General features: G+C 66.3%; 16 protein-coding genes. 10 read left to right on the top strand and 6 right to left on the bottom strand.

Translation table 11 applies throughout. The annotated features are described in order from the left end of the window. Positions 1 to 7 precede the first annotated feature (7 nt). On the top strand, positions 8 to 817 hold the full coding sequence (gene folE2 / locus AC1KAR_RS18465) for a GTP cyclohydrolase FolE2 (RefSeq protein ID WP_480320364.1): 810 nt from the start codon (positions 8 to 10) through the stop codon (positions 815 to 817). A 114-nt stretch (positions 818 to 931) separates the two neighbouring features. On the opposite strand, the gene AC1KAR_RS18460 is transcribed toward folE2, so the two are convergent. Beyond that, complete coding sequence (locus AC1KAR_RS18460; RefSeq protein WP_480320362.1) at positions 932 to 2,062, bottom strand: pectinesterase family protein; 1,131 nt, start codon at positions 2,060 to 2,062, stop codon at positions 932 to 934. Positions 2,063 to 2,195: 133 nt separating this feature from the next. Here AC1KAR_RS18460 and AC1KAR_RS18455 point away from each other — a divergent pair, with 133 nt between their 5' ends. Both AC1KAR_RS18455 and AC1KAR_RS18450 read left to right on the top strand, forming a co-directional pair. Further along, positions 2,196 to 3,452 (top strand): lipoprotein-releasing ABC transporter permease subunit, encoded by a 1,257-nt coding sequence (locus AC1KAR_RS18455; RefSeq protein ID WP_480320360.1) that lies wholly within the window; start codon positions 2,196 to 2,198, stop codon positions 3,450 to 3,452. After that, entirely contained in the window at positions 3,445 to 4,134 is a 690-nt protein-coding gene (locus AC1KAR_RS18450; protein WP_480320358.1) for an ABC transporter ATP-binding protein, read from the top strand. The genes AC1KAR_RS18455 and AC1KAR_RS18450 overlap by 8 nt, the downstream gene beginning before the upstream one ends. 50 nt (positions 4,135 to 4,184) lie before the next feature. Here AC1KAR_RS18450 and AC1KAR_RS18445 read toward each other — a convergent pair whose 3' ends face one another. The 5 genes from AC1KAR_RS18445 to AC1KAR_RS18425 all read right to left on the bottom strand — a co-directional run bounded on the left by AC1KAR_RS18445 (position 4,185) and on the right by AC1KAR_RS18425 (position 9,452). After that, the gene (locus AC1KAR_RS18445) at positions 4,185 to 5,381 is read right to left on the bottom strand and encodes a glycerophosphodiester phosphodiesterase (RefSeq protein ID WP_480320356.1); all 1,197 of its coding nucleotides are present in this window, start codon (positions 5,379 to 5,381) and stop codon (positions 4,185 to 4,187) included. 108 nt (positions 5,382 to 5,489) lie between these two features. Next, a complete protein-coding gene (locus tag AC1KAR_RS18440) occupies positions 5,490 to 6,518 on the bottom strand; it encodes a VWA domain-containing protein (RefSeq protein ID WP_480320354.1) in 1,029 nt (342 codons plus the stop codon). Next, the gene (locus AC1KAR_RS18435) at positions 6,499 to 7,467 is read right to left on the bottom strand and encodes a DUF58 domain-containing protein (RefSeq protein WP_480320352.1); all 969 of its coding nucleotides are present in this window, start codon (positions 7,465 to 7,467) and stop codon (positions 6,499 to 6,501) included. Before AC1KAR_RS18435 ends, AC1KAR_RS18440 begins: the two co-directional genes overlap by 20 nt. Continuing rightward, a complete protein-coding gene (locus AC1KAR_RS18430) occupies positions 7,439 to 8,452 on the bottom strand; it encodes an AAA family ATPase (protein WP_480320350.1) in 1,014 nt (337 codons plus the stop codon). The genes AC1KAR_RS18435 and AC1KAR_RS18430 overlap by 29 nt, the downstream gene beginning before the upstream one ends. A 10-nt stretch (positions 8,453 to 8,462) precedes the next feature. Then, positions 8,463 to 9,452 carry a S1C family serine protease gene (locus AC1KAR_RS18425; protein ID WP_480320348.1) on the bottom strand — a complete coding sequence of 330 codons (990 nt, stop codon included), beginning with the start codon at positions 9,450 to 9,452 and terminating at the stop codon, positions 8,463 to 8,465. A 125-nt stretch (positions 9,453 to 9,577) separates the two neighbouring features. Here AC1KAR_RS18425 and AC1KAR_RS18420 point away from each other — a divergent pair, with 125 nt between their 5' ends. From AC1KAR_RS18420 to AC1KAR_RS18390, 7 genes are all read left to right on the top strand, one after another. Then, positions 9,578 to 10,402 (top strand): TatD family hydrolase, encoded by an 825-nt coding sequence (locus AC1KAR_RS18420; RefSeq protein WP_480320346.1) that lies wholly within the window; start codon positions 9,578 to 9,580, stop codon positions 10,400 to 10,402. After that, positions 10,402 to 10,920: a DNA-deoxyinosine glycosylase gene (locus AC1KAR_RS18415; RefSeq protein WP_480320344.1), complete on the top strand. Its 519-nt coding sequence runs from the start codon at positions 10,402 to 10,404 to the stop codon at positions 10,918 to 10,920. Before AC1KAR_RS18420 ends, AC1KAR_RS18415 begins: the two co-directional genes overlap by 1 nt. Then, positions 10,917 to 11,678: a spermine/spermidine synthase domain-containing protein gene (locus AC1KAR_RS18410; protein WP_480320341.1), complete on the top strand. Its 762-nt coding sequence runs from the start codon at positions 10,917 to 10,919 to the stop codon at positions 11,676 to 11,678. The genes AC1KAR_RS18415 and AC1KAR_RS18410 overlap by 4 nt, the downstream gene beginning before the upstream one ends. Next, positions 11,675 to 13,495: a type IV pilus assembly ATPase TfpB gene (gene tfpB, locus AC1KAR_RS18405; RefSeq protein WP_480320339.1), complete on the top strand. Its 1,821-nt coding sequence runs from the start codon at positions 11,675 to 11,677 to the stop codon at positions 13,493 to 13,495. The genes AC1KAR_RS18410 and tfpB overlap by 4 nt, the downstream gene beginning before the upstream one ends. 113 nt (positions 13,496 to 13,608) lie before the next feature. Then, positions 13,609 to 14,073 (top strand): tripartite tricarboxylate transporter TctB family protein, encoded by a 465-nt coding sequence (locus AC1KAR_RS18400; RefSeq protein WP_480320337.1) that lies wholly within the window; start codon positions 13,609 to 13,611, stop codon positions 14,071 to 14,073. 30 nt (positions 14,074 to 14,103) lie between these two features. Beyond that, a complete protein-coding gene (locus AC1KAR_RS18395; protein WP_480320335.1) occupies positions 14,104 to 15,612 on the top strand; it encodes a tripartite tricarboxylate transporter permease in 1,509 nt (502 codons plus the stop codon). A gap of 122 nt (positions 15,613 to 15,734) precedes the next feature. Beyond that, positions 15,735 to 17,357 (top strand): gamma-glutamyltransferase family protein, encoded by a 1,623-nt coding sequence (locus AC1KAR_RS18390; RefSeq protein ID WP_480320333.1) that lies wholly within the window; start codon positions 15,735 to 15,737, stop codon positions 17,355 to 17,357. Positions 17,358 to 17,380 lie beyond the last annotated feature (23 nt).

Here is a 17,380-nt window from a genome sequence, read left to right as displayed (position 1 = left end):
GCTTGTTATGAATCAAATGAGTGACGTCAAGAGCGCGTTGAAAGACACGCTGCACATCCCCGACACGCAAAGCGAGCGCGACGAGCGCCACCTTGCCATTCAGCGCGTGGGCGTGAAGTCCGTGCGCTATCCCTTGACGCTGCGCATGGGCGATGCCACCCAGCCGACCATCGGCGTGTGGGACATGGCCGTGGCGTTGCCTGCCGAGCAAAAGGGCACGCACATGTCGCGCTTCGTGGCGTGGCTGGGCACGCTCGGCGAGCCACTCGATGCCGCCTCGTTGCGCACGCACTTCACGGCCATGCTCGAGAAGCTCCACGCGAGCGAAGGGCATGTCGACGTCAGCTTCCCGTTTTTCATTCGCAAGCGCGCGCCGGTGTCGGGCCTGGAGAGCCTGCTCGACTACCAGGGCAGCTGGATCGCCGAGGCCGTCAATGGCGTGACCACCGTGTGGTCGCAGGTGCTGGTGCCGGTGAAGTCGCTGTGCCCGTGCTCGAAGGAGATCTCCGACTACGGCGCGCACAACCAGCGCTCGCACGTCACCATCCGCGCCGAGTTGCTGCAACCCGTCGCGTGGACCGAGCTCGTGCGCTTCGCCGAAGAGTCGGCCTCCAGCGAAATCTGGCCGATGCTCAAGCGGGCCGACGAGAAGTGGGTCACCGAGCATGCCTACGAGAACCCGAAGTTCGTCGAAGACCTCGTGCGTGACGTGGCCCTGCGGCTCAACGCCGACAAGCGCATCGGCCGTTACAGCGTGGATGTGGAGAACTTCGAGTCCATCCACAACCACAGCGCCTACGCGCGGATAGAACGTTAGCCCCCCAGTCGCTGCGCTCCTGCCCCCGAGGGGCGCCAACCAGCGGCCCGGCAAAGCCGGATCCGCGGGCGTTGCTGGATGAGCAACTTGGTTTGCTTGTTGCGACCGGATTGGTCAGGAACCCGAGCCGGTGTTCTTGTACTCGCGCAGTCGGTTTCCGGATGCGCTGAACATCCGGCCTGAGGTCGACGAGCCCCAGGGCGCCTGCAGCTTGATGTGGCTGTCGAGCGTGCTCTCCCGAATCACCGCCTGCCCGTTGGGCGACACGCCGGCCCGGTAGGTGCCGGTGCTCACGCCTTCGTCCCAGCTGCGGCCCAGCGAGATGGCGTTGCTGCGTGTGCCGCTGTCCTTGGTGAAATGACTGCCCGAGAACAGGAAGCCATAGGTGTTGCCCGCGGCCGTGGCCGGTGCGATGTGGTTGCCGTTGTTGCCCCATCGCGTCGACAGGTACTTGATCGTGCAGCTCTCGAACACGGCGGTGCCGCGGCCGAAGATGAAGTCGACGTCTCCCTGCACGTAGCTGCTCTTGAAGTAGGCGCGCGCCACGATGTTGGAGCCGCCTGTCGACAGGAACAGCGTGTCCTGGTTGCCCAGCACGCGCACGTTCTCGAACACCAGCTTGTCGCCGGTGGTCATCAGCGCAACCGCCTGCAGGTTGCCGCTCGTGTTCTCGCTGAAGTCGTTGGAGAAGGTGATGTTCTTCGCCGCGAAGTTGTTCGCCGCCACCGTGAACGTGGCGCTGCCGGTGGTGCCGTAGGTGGTCGCGCCGATCTGCGGGTTGCATGGGTTGGCTGCGGTGCTCGACCACTTCGCCTTGTCGGCGTAGTTGTTGTAGACCAGCACAGTCTGCGCGGCGTCGCTGCTGGTGCTGTACAGCGTGATCGGGGGCTTGCCCTTGGGCACGCAGGTCACGCCACGGTACGTGCCGGGTTTGATTGCGATATAGACGCGGTTGCTGCCGCTGGCGGCATTGATTGCGTCCTGAACCGTGCTGTGCGTGCCGCTTCCGTCGGCCGCTACGGTGTACTTGGCGGTGAAGCCGGCGACATCACCGGCACTGGTGGGGTTCCAGTTGTCGCTGACCAAGGAACCGATGGTGCCGGCGCGCTGCAGGTAAGCCGCCTTCGTGTAACTCGCGGCCTGGCTGTCCGACAGGTTGGGGCGCTGCGCAGAAACGGTGGCGGCTTGGGTCGCGATGCTGGCGAGCAGCGCGCAGCCGACCCACAGGGGTCGAAATGAAGTCATGCTTGTCTCCTGGATGGTGGCGCCTTGGTGGCGCCTGTTATGGGCAAGGAGATTATTGGACGTTCGTGCACTTTCAACCAGCCCCTGCCCGAACACCGGGGCCAGATGGCCCCTCAGGTAGCATCCGCCCCACATGAATTGGCCCTACGAACTTCAAATTGGCTGGCGCTACACCCGGGCGGGGCGTGCCGGGCGGCGCAACGGCTTCATCTCGTTCATCTCGGGTGTGTCGATGCTGGGCATTGCGCTCGGCGTGGCGGCTCTGATCATCGTGCTGTCGGTGATGAACGGCTTCCAGAAAGAAGTGCGCGACCGCATGCTGTCGATCGTGGCGCACATCGAGTTGTCGGACATCGGTGGTGGCGCGCTGGACGACTGGCAGGCTACGGCCGCCGCCGCCCGCAAGAACCCGCAGGTGATCGGTGCGGCGCCCTTCGTGGCCGCGCAGGCCCTGGTGGCGCGTGGCGACGAGATGCGGGGCGCTGTGGTGCGCGGCATTTCGCCGAACGACGAAGCCACCGTCACCGACCTCGCCGCCAAGCTGAAGGACAGCACGCTCGCCTTGCTGGTGCCCGGCCAGTGGGGCGTGGTGCTGGGCAGCGAACTCGCCCGCTCTCTCGGCGTGCGTGCCGGCGACAACGTGACCATCCTCGCCCCGGGCGGCCAGGTCACACCGGCCGGCGTGGTGCCGCGGCTCAAACAGATGACCGTGGTGGGCACCTTCGATTCGGGCCACTACGAATACGACAGCACGCTCGCGCTGATCCACCTGGATGATGCGGCTCGGCTCTTCCGTGTCGAAGGGCCGACTGGCGTGCAACTGCGGCTGAATGACCTGCACCAGGCGCCACAGGTGGCGTCCGAACTGTCGGCGCAGCTCGGGCCTCGCATCCTGGCGCGCGACTGGACCCGCACGAACCGCAACTGGTTCGCCGCAGTGCAGATCGAGAAGCGCCTGATGTTCATCATCCTCACGCTCATCGTTGCCGTGGCGGCGTTCAACCTGGTGTCGACGCTGGTGATGACCGTCACCGACAAGCGCGCCGACATCGCCATCCTGCGCACGCTGGGTGCCAGCCCGCGCTCTGTCATGGGGATCTTCATGGTGCAGGGGGCCACGTCCGGCGTCATCGGCACCTTGGGCGGCGTGCTGATGGGGCTGCTGGTGGCGTGCAACATCGATGTGATCGTGCCCTTCATCGAGCGCGTGCTGCACACGAGCTTCCTGCCGGGCAGCATCTACCTCATCAGCCGCATGCCGAGCGAGCCGCAGGCGGGTGACATTGTTCCCATCACCTTGATCTCTCTGTTGCTGGCCTTCGTGGCCACCATCTACCCGAGCTGGCGCGCCAGCCGCGTGCAACCCGCCGAGGCGCTGCGCTATGAATGACGGGGCGAACAAGCCGGTGATCGTGGCGCAGGGCCTGCACAAGCGCTTCACCGAAGGCGGCCTCGACGTGCCCGTGCTGCAGGGCGTGGACCTGCGCGTGGAGCGTGGCGAAACGATCGCCATCGTGGGGGCTTCGGGGTCGGGCAAGAGCACGCTGCTGCATCTGCTCGGTGGGCTCGACGCGCCCACGCAGGGCAAGGTCGAGCTGCAGGGGCGGGATTTCGCCACGATGAGTGCGTCTGCGCAAGGCGAATGGCGCAACCAGCAGCTCGGCTTCGTCTACCAGTTCCACCATCTGCTGCCGGAGTTCTCGGCGTTGGACAACGTGGCCATGCCGCTGCGAATCCGCCGCTTGCCGAAGGCCCTGGCGCGTGAGAAGGCGCAGGCGGTGCTGGCACAGGTGGGCCTCGCGGCCCGCGTGCATCACCGGCCTTCGGAGTTGTCGGGTGGCGAGCGCCAGCGTGTGGCAATTGCGCGTTCGCTGGCGGGCGGGCCGTCTTGCGTGCTGGCCGACGAGCCCACCGGCAACCTCGATCGCCGCACCGCAGACACCGTGTTCCAGATGATGCTCGGCCTCGCGCGCGAGCAGGGCATGGCCTATGTGATGGTCACGCACGACGAGGCCCTGGCCGCGCGCTGCGACCGCGTGCTGCACCTCACCCTGGGCCGGCTGGCCGCCTGAGGGCGAGTGCGGCACAAGGGGCGGCCGCGAGGCCAGCCCCTTCTTTCACATCACTTCTTCGCGACGAACGCGTCGCGCGCCAGCCGGCCCAGGAAGGGCTGGTCGGTGAAGAAGCCGTCCATGCCGAGTGCCAGGAAGGCGTCGATCTGGCCGGCCAGATTGCCCAGGTCGGCGGGCGTGCCGGCACTGTCGAACTCGTTGGGCAAGAAACTGTTCTCGGCACGGAAGGTCCAGCCGTGGACGATCAGGCCGGCCGTGTGGGCGTCCTGCACCAGCGTGGTCGGCTGGCCCAGGCGGCCGCCGGCGAGCGGGATCATGAGGTTGGTATTGGCGCCGATGCCGTTGGCGTAGGTGGCGATCTCACGCAGGCCATCGGGCTTGGCCAGGTCGGCATAGGTGCGCGGGTCACCGCTCAGAACGAAGTCATACGGCTTGCCCGAACCGTTGAGCAGTTGCACCAGCGGCAGGCGCGTCATGCGGCTCATGGCACGCAGGTTGGCCGTTTCGAACGACTGGATGAACACCGGCGCGTTCGGCAGCACGTAACCATGCCGATGCAAGGTGCGCACCAGCGTCGCTTCCATCGGCAGGCGGATGCTGGCGAAGTAGCTGGGGTGCTTGGTCTCGGGGTAGATGCCGATCGGGCGCAGCGCGAGTGCAGCCTTGACGCCACCGCTCTTGAGGGCGCGCTCGCGGCGGCGTTCGTTGGCCTGCTTGACGAGGTCGAGCACTTCGTCGAGCGTGGGGACCTCGAACATGTTGTCGAAGCGCGTGTTGGCCACGCGCAGTTGCGGCAGGCGTTCGCGGGCACGCAGCGTCTTCAGCTCGGCCAGGGTGAAGTCTTCGGTGAACCAGCCGGTGATGCTGCTGCCGTCAATCACCTTGGTGGTCTTGCGGCCTGCGAACTCGGGACGCTCCGCGACATCGGTGGTGGCTTCGCGCACGCTGCCGTCGGCATTGAGAACGGCGATGGCGTTCTCGTGGCGGGCGACGAGCACGCCGTCCTTGGTGGGCACGAGGTCGGGCTCGACGTAGTCGGCCCCCTGCTCGATGGCGAGCCAGTAGGCGGCCAGCGTGTGCTCCGGCAGGTAGCCCGAAGCGCCACGGTGCGCGATCACGAGCGGCGGCGTGTCGGGCTGCGGGCGGTGGCGAACGTCGTGCGCCTGCGCACAGGCCATCGAGGTGGCGGCAACAAGCGCGAGGCAGGTCGCGCGCAGCAGAGAGAAAGCAGGGGCGAAAGCGGGCATGGAAGGCGGGTGTTGAGTGGCAGACGCCGCCATTTCACGTGGGGCGTGTGACCTGAACGTGACCCCTCGATGACGTGTCGGTTGCCAGTGCCTGCGGCCGCTCGAAGATCAGGCCACCCGCCCGAACCACCACACCGACAAGCCGGCGGCCAGCAGCACCAGCACGGCGGCTGCCGCGGCGAAGATCGAGGTGATCTCGGTCTCCTTCTTCTCGACCACGAGGCGCGAGCTGAGCGACTGGTACACCTTCTTGAGGTCAGCGGCCGTGCCGGCATAGAAGTACTCGGCGCGGGTCATGTTGGCCACGCTCTTCAAGGTGTCTTCATCGAGCCGCACGCGCATCGACCAGCCTTCGAAGCCGATGGTCTCGCCCTCTTTGGTGCCGATGCCCACCGAGTAGACCTTCACCCCGCGGTCGGCCGCCATCTTGGCCGCCTCCATCGGGTCAGGTCCGGTGGTACGCTGCCCGTCGGTGAGCAGCACGATCGCGGCCGAGTTGAAGGAGCCCGGTGCGACCGGTGTGAACTCTTTCGGCGGCAAGTCGCCAGGCCCGGGCGGCATCGCGCGCTGGCCTGTGATCTGCGAGAGGTCGATGCCGGCGTCGGGGAAGATCGTTGCCAGCGACAGCACGATGCCGCTGCCAATGGCCGTGCCGCGCTGGAGCTGAAAGCGGTCGATCGCGGCGACCGTGTCTTCGCGGTTCTGGGTGGGCGGCTGTACCACGGCGGCCGTGCCGGCGAATGAGACCACGCCGACGCGCACGCTGCGTGGCAGGTCATTCAGGAACGCCTTGGCCGCTTCTTGCGCCGCCACCATGCGGTTGGGTTGCACGTCGGTCGCCCGCATGCTGCCCGAGACATCCATTGCGAGGATGATCGTTTCCTGCTGCAGCGGCAGGGTGATGACCGCCCGCGGCCGCGCGGTGGCGAGCATCAGCGTGGCCAGGGCCAGCAACATGAGCGCCGGCGGCACATGCCGGCGCCAGCCGGGGCCTTTGCCCATGGCTTGCTTGACGATGGCCAGGCTGGCAAATCGCAGCGAGGCCTTCTTGCGGCGATACAAGAGCCACCAGTACAGCAGCACCAGCAGAGGCAGTGCCAGCAACAGCCAGAGCAACTCAGGCCATGCGAAGCTCATTCGCGTGCTCCTTGGGCATGGGTTTCATGTGGGCGGGCAGGCCACCGCCTGCCGCGAGTTGGCCGCGCTGGCGGCGTAGCTCGACAAAGCGCAGCAAGGTGTTCAGCAGGTCTTCGTCGGTGGCGAGTTCCAGGGTGTCGACACCGGCGCGGGCGAGCGCGCCGCGCAGCTGCGTCTCGTGCTCCTCGGCCGCGTCGGCAAAGCGTGCGCGAAAGCCGGAGTCGTGGGTGTCGACGAGCACCTGTTCGCCGGTCTCGGCGTCGTGCATGTTGACCATGCCCAGGTCGGGCAACGACATCTCGATCGGGTCGTACAGGCGAACGGCCAACACCTCGTGGCGCTGCGCCAGGCGGGCGAGGCTGTCGCTCCAGCCCGGTGCGCTGATGAAGTCCGACACGACGAAGACCGTGGAGCGGCGCGGGATCAGCGGGGCGGCACGCTGGAGCAGGTCGTTCAGCTGCGTCTGGTTCTTGGCGGGCGGGCTGTGGTGCTTTTGCATGCGCTGCAGCAAATGCAACACATGGGTGCGGCCCAGGCGCGCCGGCAGCACTTCATCGAGCTGGTTGCCGTAGAGCATGGCGCCCACCCGGTTGCCATGGCGCGTGAGCAGCCGCGACAGCACGGCGACGAACTCGGACGAGACCGCCCGCTTGCTGCGCGCGGTGCCGAAATCAACGCTGCCCGAGAGATCGAGCAAGAACCACGCGGTCAGCTCGCGGTCTTCGGTGAACTGGCGCACGTAGGGTTGCTGGAGGCGCGCGGTGACGTTCCAGTCGATGTGGCGCACGTCGTCGTGGTGCTGGTACTCGCGCAGATCGGCCAGGTCGAGCCCCGCGCCGCGAAAGAGCGTTCGGTAGTCACCCTGCAGCAGCCCGTCGAGACGGCGGATCACCGTCCATTCGAGGCGGCGCAGCAGCGCGTCAGGTGTTGTTGCTTCGTTCGCCGGCATGGTGGGCCATGGGTTTGTCGGGTTTGGGCACCTTGAGCACGATGCGCTGGATGATCTTGTCGGCGCTCAGGCCTTCGGCCAGCGCCTCGTAGCTCAGCACCAGGCGGTGGCGCAGCACGTCGGCGACGAGATCGAGCACGTCTTCGGGCAACGCGTAGCTGCGGCCGCGCAACATCGCCAGTGCCTTGGAGCCCTCGATCAGGCCGATGGTGGCCCGGGGGCTGGCGCCGAAGGTGATGTACTTCGACAGATCGCTCAGCCCGTGCTTGGCGGGCGTGCGCGTGGCGCCGACCAGCTTGACGGCGTACTGCACCAGCGAGGGGTCCACGTACACCTGCCTGCACTCGTGCTGGAGTTCGGCAAGCTGCGAGGTGCTGGCCATGGGCGCCACGGTGACGGGGTCGCCCGTCACCCGGCCGACGATGACGAACTCTTCTTCCTCGCTCGGGTAGTCGACCAGCACCTTCATCATGAAGCGATCGACCTGCGCCTCGGGCAGCGGGTAGGTGCCCTCGGTTTCGATCGGGTTCTGCGTGGCCATCACCAGGAAGGGCGAGGGCACCTTGTGGGTCTCGCCGGCGATGGTGACCTGCCGCTCCTGCATCACCTCGAGCAGCGCGCTCTGTACCTTGGCGGGCGCACGGTTGATTTCGTCGGCCAGCAGCAGGTTGGCGAATACCGGTCCGAGCGAGGTGGCGAAGTCGCCCGTCTTCTGGTTGTAGATGCGCGTGCCGATCAGGTCGGCAGGCACCAGGTCGGGTGTGAACTGGATGCGCTTGAAGCTGCCGCGCAGCGTGGTGGCCAGGGTCTTGATGGTGATGGTCTTGGCCAGGCCGGGCACACCCTCGACGAGCAAGTGCCCCTGGGCCAGCATCGCGACCATCACGCGCTCCAGAAAGCGGTCCTGGCCGACCACGACGCGCTTGACCTCGTAGAGGATCTGCTCCATCAGCGTGGCGGTGGGGCTGTTGTCGGTGGTGCTCATCAGGTGGGCCTCAGAAGGGTGGCATGCCGGCAGCGGCTGCGGCGTTCTCGATGGGGACGGCAAAACCGATGCCGATGAAGGTGCGTTGCTCGGACGGGTTCAGGATGGCGGTGACGATGCCCACCACGCTGCCGTCCGTCGTGACGAGCGGCCCGCCCGAGTTCCCGGGATTGGCGGCGGCGTCGAACTGGATCAGGTTGGTCAGCTTGCGCCCGCCCTGCGGCGAGCGGAACTCGCGCTTCAGGCCCGAGACCACACCGCCCGAGACAGACGGGCCGATACCGAACGGGAAGCCCACCGCGATCACCTCGTCGCCGGGCATCAGGTCGCCGGTGGAGCGCATGGTGGCGGCCTGCAGGTCGTCGGGGATGGTGCGGGCGCGGAGCACGGCCAGGTCGTTGTCGGCCTGAACGCCCACGATCTGCGCTTCGGATTCGCTGCCGTCGGCAAAGGTGACCTTGAGGCGCCGCGACCCCGAGACGACGTGCAGGTTGGTGAGGATGGTTCCGTTGTCCACGATCACCACGCCCGTGCCGGTGGCGTGCTTGCCGTGGGGCTTGGCGTCAGGCGTGGGCTCGTCATTCGCGGCAGGCTTTTTCTTGTCCTTCGGCGGGGGGGCGTCCAGAGGGGCGTCGATGTCGTCTTCGCCTTCGACCAGCACCACCGACGGCGCGATCGCGGCGTAGGCCTTGGCGTAGGCGGAGGGCAGGGGCTCCTTGTCCAGCGAGCGCCGCACGGCTGCATCGAACTGGCGCTCGGTTTGACCGGGGGCGACAGGGGCGAAGCTGCGGGCCGTCAGAACGCCCAGCAGGACGGCCAGGCACAGCACCCCGAAGCGGGTCGACCAGCGGCGCAGGCGGCCCGTCGGAGCCTGCGGGGAGGGAGTAGGCAGGGCGCTCGCAACGGGTGCGGCGTCGGGCGTGGCGGCGTGGTCGGCAGCAGCAGCGGGCGGTGCTGCGGACGGTCGCGGCGAACGGCTGTACAGCGGGGCCTTTCTCATGCCTGCCACCTCCAACGTAAAGCGGCGTTTGAGGGAAACCGCAGCCCTTGAAAAAACACAGGTTGTCGGCATGCACACCGTATCACGGCAGCAGCCGGAGTGCACGGGCAGGGCATGATGCCGCCATGCTTTGGACAGATACCCATTGCCATCTCGATGCTCCCGAGTTCGATGCCGACCGCGATGCCGTGGTGGCCCGCGCCCGGGCCGCCGGTGTCACGCAGATCGTGCTGCCCGCCGTGGCACGGAGCAACTTCGGTGCCGTACGCGATCTGGCGCACCGCCATGGACTGACCTATGCGCTGGGCATCCACCCGCTGTGCGTGAACGACGCGGCCGAATCCGACCTGCAGGCCTTGCGAGAAGCCCTGGCCGAGCACCGCGATGACCCACGGTTGGTGGCGGTCGGAGAGATCGGCCTGGATCACTTCGTGCCTGGGCTTGACCAGCCCAAGGCCGAGCACTTCTTCGCCGCGCAGATCAAGATCGCCCACGCGGCCGGCCTGCCGGTGATCGTGCATGTACGGCGCTCGGCCGACGCGTTGCTGAAGTATCTGCGTCGCACCCCTGTGCGCGGCATCGCGCATGCCTTCAATGGCAGCGACCAGCAGGCGAAGATCTTCGTGGACCTTGGCTTCAAGCTCGGCTTCGGTGGTGCGATGACCTTCGACCGGGCGCTGCAGATCCGCCGGATCGCGGCCGAGGTGCCAGGCGACGCTCTGGTGCTGGAGACCGACGCACCAGACATCCCGCCGCACTGGCTGTACCGCACAGCGGCGCAGCGGGCTGTGGGCGAGGTGTCGCGCAACGAGCCGGCCGAATTGCCGCGCATCGCGGCCACCCTGGCCGAACTGCGTGGCTGGAGCCTCGCCCAGACCGCCGAGCAGTGTTCGCACAACGCCCGGGTTGCCCTGCCGCGCCTGGGCGCTCTGGCAGACTCTGCCGCCTGATGACCCGCCCACATCTCGCCACGCCGCCGCTGCTCAAGGGCCTGCCCCCGGTGATCGCTCCGCACACGCGGCTGGTGGTGCTGGGCAGCTTCCCGAGCGTCGCCTCCTTGAGCGCGGGCGAGTATTACGCGCACCCGCGCAACCAGTTCTGGCCAATTCTCTCGGAGCTTTGGGGCATCGAGTTGCGCAGCCTGAGTTACGCCGAGCGCCTGGTACAGGTGCTACGGCATGGCCTCGGCATCTGGGACGTCTACGCCCATTGCCGCCGCGATGGCAGCCTCGACAGCGCGATCCACGACGCCGAGTTCAACGACCTGGCTGGCCTGCGCCGACACGCCCCGCAGTTGCAGGCGGTGGCGCACAACGGTGGTGAATCGGCACGCGCCATGCGAGTGACCCGCGCGCTTGGCCTGGCTGTGCTTCGCCTGCCATCCACCAGCCCCGCCAATGCCTCCTGGAGCTTCGAGCGCAAGCTCGCGGCCTGGCGGGCGGCGTTCGCAGAACACGGGGTCGCATGAAGAAGCGCAAGGAGATGGCGCCGGCCACGTTGTCCGAGTTCGAGGGGGTGCGGTACCTGCACCTCGGCACGCCCTGGGTGCAAGGTGCCATGCGTGTGCGCAAGCCGCACGCGATCGAACTCGAATACGTGCAGCGCATGATGGTGTGGATGCTGATCCGCGAATCCGATCGCGTGACCAAAGGCCACGCTGTGCAGCTCGGATTGGGCTCTGCCGCCATCACGCGGTTCTGCCACCGCAACCTGCGCATGAAAACCACGGCCGTGGAACTCAACCCGACGGTGATCGACGCATGCCGCATGTGGTTCCACCTGCCTTCCGACGATTCGAAGCTGAAGGTGCTCCACATGGACGCGGCTGATTACGTGGCCGACCCTGATCGCACCGAGACGGCCGATGTGCTCAATATCGACCTCTACGACCACGATGCGGCCAGCCCCGTGCTCGACAGCCAAACGTTCTACGACGCGTGCCGCCGCGTGCTCACCGAGGGCGGCGTGATGACCGTCAACCTCTTCGGGCGCGATGCCAGCTTCGAGCAGAGCGCACGGCGCATTGCCCGCGCGTTTGGCGACGATTCGGTCTGGTCGCTTCGGCCCACGAAGGAGGGCAACACGGTCGTGGTGGCAGTGAAGAGCCTGACGCTGCCCGACCGTGCCGTGCTTGCTGCCCGTGCAGAAAACATTGAAACTCGCTTCGATCTGCCTGCGCGCAAGTGGCTGCGCATGATCCGCGCCCTGCCCAAGCCCACGTCATGACCACTGCCGATCCCGAAGCCAAGCCGCCCAAGCCAGCCAAGCCCGCAAAGGCTGCCACCACGCACCCTCCCGGCCGATTGGATTGGAAGCGCCTGCTGCGATGGTTGCTTGAAGACGGCATCATCAGCGTCGCCAACTTCGAGCAGACCTCGACCCGCTTTGCCGCCGGCGCGAGCGTGCAGCATCCGCTTGTTCGCCTGGCCAATGCGCAACTTCTCAACGCCAAGACCGGCAAGCCGCTCGATGTGGAGTCGCTGACCGAATGGCTGGCGGGGCACTGCGCCCTGCCGTATGTGCGCATCGACCCGCTCAAGGTCGACGTGGGCCGTGTGGCCGATGTGATGTCGATCAACTATGCCGAGCGCCGGCGCGCTCTGCCGCTGCAGTTCGGCCTGAACGACGTGACGGTTGCGACCAGCGAGCCCTTCGATCTGGGCTGGGTGCCCGAGATCGAAGCTCACACGCGCAAGGCACTCAAGATCGTGGTGGCCAACCCGCTGGATGTGGCCAAGTTCACCACCGAGTTCTACACGCTGCAGCGCTCGGTGCGCGCGGCCATCAAGACCGGCGAGCAATCGGCGCAGGCGAGCTTCGAGCAGCTCGTCGAACTCGGCAAGACCAACAAGCAACTCGACGCCAACGACCAGGGTGTCGTGCAGGTGGTCGACTGGTTGTGGCAGTACGCCTTCGACCAGCGCGCGAGTGACATCCACCTCGAGCCGCGCCGAGACCTCTCGGTGATCCGCTTTCGCATCGACGGCGTGATGCACACCGTCTACCAGCTCCCGGCCGGCGTGATGAACGCCATGATCGCCCGCGTGAAGCTGCTCGGCCGCATGGACGTGGTCGAGAAGCGCCGCCCGCTCGATGGCCGCATTAAGACGCGCAACCCGCAGGGCGACGAGGTGGAGATGCGGCTGGCCACCATCCCGACCGCCTTCGGCGAGAAGATGGTGATGCGGATCTTCGACCCCGACACCACCGTCAAGCAGCTCGACGCGCTCGGCTTCGGATCGCACGACGCGCAGCGCTGGGAGTCTCTTGTCGCCAAGCCTCACGGCATCATCCTCGTGACGGGGCCCACCGGGTCGGGCAAAACGACCACGCTGTACTCCACGCTGCGCCGGTTGGCGACCGATGAGGTCAACGTCTGCACGGTCGAGGACCCGATCGAAATGATCCAGCCCGCGTTCAACCAGACGCAGGTGCAGTCGAGCATCGATCTCGGTTTCGCTGAAGGTCTGCGGGCTCTCATGCGGCAGGACCCGGACATCATCATGGTCGGCGAAATCCGCGATCTGGAGACCGCCGAGATGGCGATCCAGGCTGCGCTCACCGGGCACCTCGTGTTCAGCACCTTGCACACCAACGATTCGGCTGCCGCGATCACGCGCCTGTCGGATCTGGGCGTGCCGCCTTACCTGATCGGTGCCACTGTGATCGGCGTGCTGGCGCAGCGACTGGTGCGCACCCTGTGTCCGAGTTGCAAGCAGGCCGACGAGACGACGACCGCCGAGCAGATCGACGAAGTCATCAAGCCGTGGCGCATCAACGGCAAGGTGAAGCCCTACAAGCCGGTGGGTTGCCTCGAATGCCGCATGACGGGATATCGGGGCCGCGCCGGTCTGTACGAATTGCTCAGCGTGAGCGAGGCCGCGTCAGCTTGCATTCACCCGACGCCCGACATCGCAAGGCTGCGCAAGCAGGCGCTGAGCGAAGGCCTGCGCCCGTTGCGGCTGGCAGGTGCCATGAAGGTCGCAGAAGGCCTCACCACCATCGAAGAAGTTCTTCGCGCGACCCCTGCGTGGGAGACGTAGTTCGCACACCGATTCCGCGCAGCGGGCCTGTGCTTCGCTACGTGTAAACCACACACGGTTCCATAGGTCGGGCTACCTAGAATCCCCTGCTCCGAGACAGCCAGGAGCAGGCTTTGAAGATCAAGAGCGAAAAGGACTTCTGGTCCGGCATCATGTTCTTGGTGGTGGGCATCGGCTTCGCAGTCGGTGCGACCAACTACAGCATGGGCACATCGGCCCGCCCAGGCCCCGGCTACTTCCCCCTGATCCTGAGCGTTATCCTCGCCATCCTCGGTGCGGTGGTGCTGTTCAAGTCGCTCACGATCGAGACAGAGGGCGGTGACAAGATCGGCGCCATCGCTTGGCGGCCGTTGCTCGTGATCGTGATTGCGATCACTCTGTTTGCCATCGCGCTGCCGCCGTTGGGCCTGTTCATCTCGATCCCGCTGCTGGTGGTCGTGGTCAGCTTTGCCGGCGACGAGTTCTCGTGGAAGGGCGTGGTGGCGAACGCCATCATCCTCACGATCTTCTCGTGGTTGGTCTTCGTCAAGGGCCTTGGCCTGACGATCCCGACCATGCCGGGCTTCATGTCCACCTGACAAACAGAACGCTGAACGAGGTCCGAGACCATGAATGAATTGCTCAGCAATCTGGCGTTGGGGTTTGGCGTTGCCTTCACCGCGCAAAACCTGCTCTACGCGTTGGGGGGGTGCCTGCTCGGCACGCTGGTCGGTGTGCTTCCAGGCCTGGGGCCGGTGGCGACGATTGCGATGCTGCTGCCTTCGATCTACAGCCTGGACCCGACGCCCGCGCTCATCATGCTGGCCGGCATCTATTACGGCTCGCAGTACGGTGGCTCGACCACGGCAATCCTGATCAACGTGCCAGGTGAATCCGCCTCCGTAGTGACAGCGATCGACGGTTACCAGATGGCCCGCCAAGGGCGGGCAGGCCCGGCACTCGCGGCAGCCGGCCTGGGCTCCTTCTTCGCCGGTTGCGTGGGCACGGTGATCATCGCGGCCTTCGCGCCGCCGCTCACCGAGCTGGCTTTCAAGTTCGGCCCGCAGGAGTACTTCTCGCTGATGGTGCTCGGCCTGATCGGCGCCGTGGTGCTGGCATCGGGCTCGCTGATCAAGGCCATCGCCATGATCATCCTGGGCCTCACGCTCGCGCAGATCAACACCGACGTGATCTCCGGCACCGCTCGCTACAGCTTCGACATCCCGGAACTCACCGACGGCATCGGCTTCGTGGTGATCGCAATGGGCATCTTCGGCTTCGGTGAAATCATCGCCAACCTGGGCCAGCCGGCCGAGCAGCGCGAGGTCTTCACCAAGGACGTCAAGGGCCTGTGGCCGACCAAGCAGGACTTCAAGGATGCGGCTCCCGCCGTGCTGCGCGGTACGGCCTTGGGCTCCTTGCTGGGTGTGCTGCCGGGTGGCGGTGCGCTGCTCTCGTCGTTTGCTTCCTACACGATGGAGAAGAAGATCGCGGGTGCGTCCGGGCGCTTCGGCCGCGGCGACATTCGCGGTGTGGCGGGTCCCGAGTCGGCCAACAACGCGGGCGCGCAGACCTCATTCATCCCGATGCTCACGCTCGGTATTCCGCCCAATGCCGTGATGGCGCTGATGGTGGGCGCCATGACGATCAAGGGGATCCAGCCCGGCCCGCAGGTCATGACGAGCAACCCCGAGCTCTTCTGGGGGTTGATCGCCTCGATGTGGATCGGCAACGCGATGCTGGTGGTTTTGAACCTGCCGCTGATCGGCATCTGGATCAAGCTGCTGACGGTGCCGTATCGCTACCTTTTCCCAGCCATCACGTTGTTCTGCTGCATTGGCGTGTACACGCTCAACAACAACAACTGGGACGTGTACCTCACGGCAGTCTTCGCCGTCGTGGGATACCTGTTCTACAAACTGGGTTGCGAAGGTGCGCCGCTGTTGCTGGGCTTCATCCTTGGCCCGATGATGGAAGAGAACCTGCGGCGTGCGCTGCTGTTGGCCCGGGGCGACTGGAGCACCTTTGTTGTGCGGCCGATCTCGGCCGGCCTCTTGATTGCCGCGGCATTGATGGTCGTCGTCGTGATGTTGCCGTCGATCAAGAAGAAGCGCGAAGAAGCGTTCGTTGAAGACTGACGCAGCACGGCGCGGGTCACGCGCCGCCGGCCCTCGCTCAAGCCGCCCCCGGGCGGCTTGTTCGTTTGGGAGCGCGAATTGCTTTGCTTCACCGATACCGAATCACACCCCATGAGGAAACCATGACGCAGCACAGTTTCGACTGGACCGCCGGCTACACGAGCCAACGCCTGCCCGTGTTCGGGCGCAACATCGTCTCGACCTCGCACCCGCTCGCGGCCCAGGCGGGAATTCGCATGCTGCTCAAGGGCGGTAATGCGGTGGATGCGGCCGTTGCCGCAGCAGCGGCCATGACCATCCTCGAACCCGTCAGCAACGGCCTCGGGTCGGACGCCTTCTGCATCTTGTGGGATGGCGAAAAGCTGCATGGTCTCAATGCCTCGGGCCGCGCGCCGCAGGCGTGGACTCCCGGGTACTTCAAGTCCAAGTACGGCGCCGACGCCAAGAGCCCGCCCGTGCGCGGCTGGGATAGCGTCACCGTGCCAGGCGCTGTAGCGTCGTGGGTCGCGCTGAGCGAGCGGTTCGGCAAGTTGCCCTTCCCGGATCTGCTGGAGCCCGCGATCGAGATCGCCGAGCGCGGCTACTCGGTGCCTGTCATCGTGCAGCAGAAGTGGGCCGCCGCCGCCCCCTTGCTGGCCGACCAGCCCGGCTACGCCGACGCCTTCATGCCGCGAGGGCGCGCGCCCAACGTGGGCGAATTGTTCCGCTTCGAGCAGGCGGCGCGTTCGCTCAAGCTCATCGCCAACACACTGGGCGCTGCCTACTACGGCGGCGAGATCGCCGAAGCCGCCGCTGCGCATGCGCGTGAGCACGGTGCGGCGATCACCGCCGAAGACTTTGCGGCCTACAAGGCGGAGTGGGTCACGCCGATCAGCAAGACCTACGGCAGCCACTCGCTGCACGAGATTCCGCCCAACGGGCAGGGCATCTCGGCGCTGATGGCGCTGGGCATCTTGTCGAACTTCGACCTGAGCTCGATGAAGGTCGATGGCGTGGACTCGCAGCACCTTCAGATCGAGGCGATGAAACTCGCCTTTGCGGATACCTACCGCTACGTGAGCGAGCCTGCGAACATGGAGGTCACGGCCGAGCAGATGCTCGACGACGCGTACCTCGCATCGCGTGCGAAGCTGATCGACATGACGCGCGCACAGGATTTTGGCGCGGGCAACCCAGTCAAGGGCGGCACCATCTACCTGAGCGCGGCCGATGAGAGCGGCATGATGGTGAGCTTCATCCAGAGCAACTACATGGGCTTCGGCTCGGGCGTGGTGGTGCCGGGCTACGGGCTCTCGATGCAGAACCGCGGTCATGCGTTCAACCTCGACCCGAAGAGCGCCAACGTGGTGGCGCCGGGCAAGCGACCGTTCCACACCATCATTCCCGCCTTTCTTACGGCGGAAGGCAAGCCCGTCATGAGCTTCGGCGTGATGGGCGCGAACATGCAGCCGCAGGGCCACATGCAGACGTTGGTGCGCATGCTCGACTACCGGCAGCAGCCCCAAGCGGCTTGCGACGCGCCGCGCTGGCGCTTCAATCAGGGGCTGGAGATCAACGTCGAAAGCGCCATGGACCCCGCCACTGTGCAGGGGCTGGCCGATCGCGGTCACGTGATGGAAGTCATCCAGGACTCCTACCAGGACTTCGGCGCCGGCCAGTTCATCTGGCGTCTGGGCGACCCGGGCGTCGATGGCTACGTGGCCGCCAGCGATCCCAGGCGCGACGGGCAAGCCGTGGCGCTCTGAAGCCCCGTTCAGGGTTGGTTGAA

It is taken from the genome of Piscinibacter sp. PDB1-1 (assembly GCF_056675995.1).
This window is presented reverse-complemented; position numbering and strand designations above follow the sequence as displayed.